This is a genomic window from Tildeniella sp., from assembly GCF_059505325.1.
Window position 1 is genome coordinate 1 of record NZ_JCACKI010000037.1, and the last position, 3,966, is coordinate 3,966.

Genomic DNA, 3,966 nt, shown 5'->3' on the forward strand with positions numbered 1-3,966 from the left:
AGCGGTCAGCGGTTAGCGGTTAGCGGTCAGCGGTCAGCGGTCAGCGGTTAGCGGTCAGCGGTTAGCGGTTAGCGGTCAGCGGTTAGCGGTTAGCGGTCAGCGGTCAGCGGTTAGCGGTTAGCGGTCAGCGGTCAGCGGTCAGCGGTTAGACATAAATTGATGGCAGATGGCTTTTAGGCACTACTCAATGCGCTAACTAATCGACGGTCAAAAAAAGCTGATAGCTGATAGCTCCTAGCTCCTAGCTCCTAGCTCCTAGCTGATAGCTGATAGCTCCTGTTGCAAGTACTAGCTGTATCAATCTCTACCGAACTGATGGAGCAAATCCGTTAAGGTCACTTCAGGTATTTGCTGTGATCTTCACTACATTTTTAATTCATGCGCTTAGAGCAGTTGCAAGCGTTTCTAGCAGTGGCGGACACGGGGAGCTTTCAACAAGCTGCGCAGCGCTGTGGCGTGACCCAATCGGCAATCAGTCGGCAGATTCAGAGTCTAGAGGCAGCGTTGAAAATCTCGCTGTTTCACCGCACAACGCAGGCGAAGCTGACGATCGCGGGCGATCGGTTTTTGCCTCGTGCTAAAAAGATTTGTCAAGAGTGGCTGAATGCGGTTCAAGACCTTGACGACTTGCTGGCGGGAAAGCAGCCGGAACTCTGCGTGGCAGCCATTCACTCGATTTGCGCGTATCACCTGCCGCCCGTATTACAGCGGTTTTGCCATGATTATCCTGATGTGCAACTGCGTGTGACAGCCTTGGGTAGCGATCGCTCCCTTAAGGTGCTGAAAGACGGGTTAGTGGATGTGGCGATCGTCATGCACAATCGCTTTTTGATGAATAGTCCAGAGATGGTTGTGCAGGTACTGTACGATGAGCCGATTAAAGTGCTGATTGCAGCAAACCATCCCCTTGCGGCACACGAAGCGGTGCGTTGGGACGACTTGGTGAAATATCCACAGGTTGTGTTTAAAGATGGCTACGGGATGCAGCGGATTGTGCAGGAGCAGTTTGAACGACGCGGAGCGACGTTACGAGCCGTGCTAGAACTAAACACGCCCGATGCCTTTCGAGGCGTAGTCCGGCAAGGCGAACTAGTGGCGCTATTGCCAGAGACGGCTCTGGTGGAGGCGTATGCTGATCCAACGCTGGCAGTACGATCGCTGAGTTCCAATGTTGCTCACAGCGATGGCATGATTGCTGATGCTCTCACGGATCCACCGTTTACCCGTCAGGTGGTGCTGGTAACCACGCGCGATCGACTGCAAATTCCGCCAATTCAGCACTTTTGCAACCTCGTGTCAGACTTGTTACCGCCCAAAATTGCGCTGCCGCTGTCGATCGCCAGCGTCAAATGATGGCATTCTGGCGAACCACACAGACGTTAGCGTCTCTGAACTTCTGCTCAGAATTGAGGTGCTACATCGCTTTCATTGAGCCAAGATTATGAGTCATGCCTTTAGAGAACTGCTTCGCAAAGTCGGTAGCGGCACTCACACCAGCGAGTCTTTGACCCGTGAAGATGCCGCTGCTGCCACCCGAATGATGTTGCTACAAGAGGCAACCCCGGCTCAAATTGGTGCCTTCATGATTGCCCATCGGATTCGGCGACCGACTGGCACTGAGCTGGCAGGGATGCTGGATGCTTACGAAGCACTGGGTCCACGCTTGCAACCGATCGCCGCTGCTCAGCCAGTGACGGTGATGGGAGCACCCTACGATGGGCGATCGCGCACAGCTCCACTCAGTCCTCTGATCGCGCTCATTCTGGCAGCGGCAAATTGTCCTGTCATCATGCATGGCGGCGATCGGATGCCCACAAAAGACGGTGAACCACTGATCCACTTTTGGCAGGGCTTGGGTGTGGATTGGAGTCAACTATCGCTCACACAGGTGCAACATGTCTTAGCAGCAACCGGGTTAGGGTTTCTCTACTTGCCGTCCCACTTTCCGCTGGCGCATGGGTTGGTGCCCTATCGTGACCAGATCGGTAAACGTCCACCTCTGGCAACGATGGAACTTATCTGGTCGCCTTATCAGGGTGATGCTCATGTGGTAGCGGGCTTTGTCCATCCACCCACAGAACTCATGTTTCAAGAGGCGATCGCGCAGCGTGGTGTGAATCACTTTACCAGCGTCAAAGGACTGGAAGGTAGCGGCGATCTACCCAGAGAGCGCACTGCCATCATCGGCTTCGGTACACCGACTAGCGGTTTTGAGCGCCTGCACTTGCACCCGCGCGACTATGGCTTTGAAGGTAAGAATGTCCCTCTGGACGCAACACCCAGTCTAATTGAAGCCATGACAACAGTGCTACAGGGTCAACCCTCCGAGTTGATGCAGTCTACACTTTGGAGCAGCGGTTTCTATCTGTGGCGCTGTGGTAGCCGCCCTTCGCTAGAGGCAGGCATACAGGAAGCCAGACAACTGCTCATGGAAGGACGAGTCCTACAAAAACTACAAGACATTCAGCAAGTTTCGGCTCCGCTTCAGCTAACCCATTGAGCGTCCACTGGTGATGCCAAGGTTGAATAATGCAATCGCCCTTCTCTGGAATGAATCCATACTTGGAGCGTGATCCGCAGCGGTAAGCAGTGCTGGAGCCACACGGCTCAGACTGTTGGGGTAGCTTGAGCCAGTTCAAAAACTACTCGACCCAGTTCAGAGATAGCTCGACTAGGCTCAAAGACTACTCGACCCAGTGCAAAGATGGCTCGACCAGGCTCAAAGACAACTCGACTCAGTGCAAAGATCGCTCGACCAGGCTCAAAGACTACTCGACTCAGTGCAGAGATTGCTTAAGCAGGTTCAGCATCAGCTTGAGCAGTCTTTTTGCTCACTCGACTGAGCGCTGCACTTGCTCATCCAGGTAATTTAACCACTCAACCCAGTTCAGAGCTGGCTCGTCCGATCGCAGAGACGACTCAACCCGGTTGCAGGATAGCTCGGCTAGATGATGCACTCAATTCAGCACGATCGCCTCCTGCATAGCGATCGACTGGCAAAACCCTCGACCGTCCGGGAGCAGAGTTTGTAGGTTGGAGAGATAAGTGGGAATACTGAACGGATAAAGTGGTAGACGATCGCCTCATCCACGCTTAATCTCGCGTCCCCTCACTGCCCGAATCTGGAAGCCCTGCATGACTCCAACCGATGTCGCCCGCATTGAGCAATTTATTACCCGCTGGCAAACCTCTAGCGGCAGTGAACGCGGTAACTATCAGATGTTCTTTGGAGAACTGTGTGATGCGCTGGGAGTCGATCGCCCCAATGTGAATGGCAGCGATGCAGCAGTGCCGTACTGTTTTGACAAGCACATCACCATCTATCATCCCAGCGGTAAGAAGACACCGGGCTATATTGACTTCTACAAAGCCGATCACTTTCTGATTGAGGCAAAGCAGGGCAGTGATCAAGCGGGTAAGGGGACAGCGAAACGTGGGACGAATGCCTACCTGAAGGCAATGGAAGCCGCGTTTGTGCAGGCGATCGCCTACACGCGCAATGTATCTAACAAGCCACCGTTTTTATTGACCTGCGATATTGGCGATCACTTTGAGCTTTGGACAGGCTTCAACGGGGATTATGGCGGCTATGGAGCGCGTCAAGATATCGCGCTGACGGATCTGCGTAAGGAAGCCATCTTTGCTCTGTTGGTGGACATCTTTACCGATCCACAGGCGCGCAACCCTGAAAAGATAGCGGCGAAGGTGACGCGAGAGGTGGCGGCAGATCTGGCGGAGCTATCGAAGCGGTTGGAAAGAAGCCCTCATCCCCTAGCCCCTTCTCCCCAGGGAGAAGGGGAACTGGATCAGCCCCTAGTGCCTTCTTACCAGGGAAAAGAGGAACTGGATCAGCCCCCAGTGCCTTCTTACCAGGGAGAAGGGGAACTGGATCAGCCCCTAGTGCCTTCTTACCAGGGAGAAGGGGAACTGGATCAGCCCCTAGTGCCTTCTTACCAGGGAAAAGAG

The 3,966-nt window shown here is 54.0% G+C and carries 4 protein-coding genes; all 4 read left to right on the forward strand.

What is annotated here, in order from left to right; translation table 11 throughout:
• The first annotated feature begins 378 nt into the window (after positions 1-378).
• Positions 379-1,353: a LysR family transcriptional regulator gene (locus tag AC5JO6_RS13990; protein WP_496081678.1), complete on the forward strand. Its 975-nt coding sequence runs from the start codon at positions 379-381 to the stop codon at positions 1,351-1,353.
• Between the two features lie 88 nt (positions 1,354-1,441).
• Entirely contained in the window at positions 1,442-2,500 is a 1,059-nt protein-coding gene (locus tag AC5JO6_RS13995) for an anthranilate phosphoribosyltransferase family protein (protein WP_496081679.1), read from the forward strand.
• 327 nt (positions 2,501-2,827) lie between these two features.
• Entirely contained in the window at positions 2,828-2,986 is a 159-nt protein-coding gene (locus AC5JO6_RS14000; RefSeq protein ID WP_496081680.1) for a hypothetical protein, read from the forward strand.
• Between the two features lie 149 nt (positions 2,987-3,135).
• On the forward strand, positions 3,136-3,966 hold an 831-nt coding region (locus AC5JO6_RS14005; protein ID WP_496081681.1), incomplete at its 3' end, for a type IIL restriction-modification enzyme MmeI.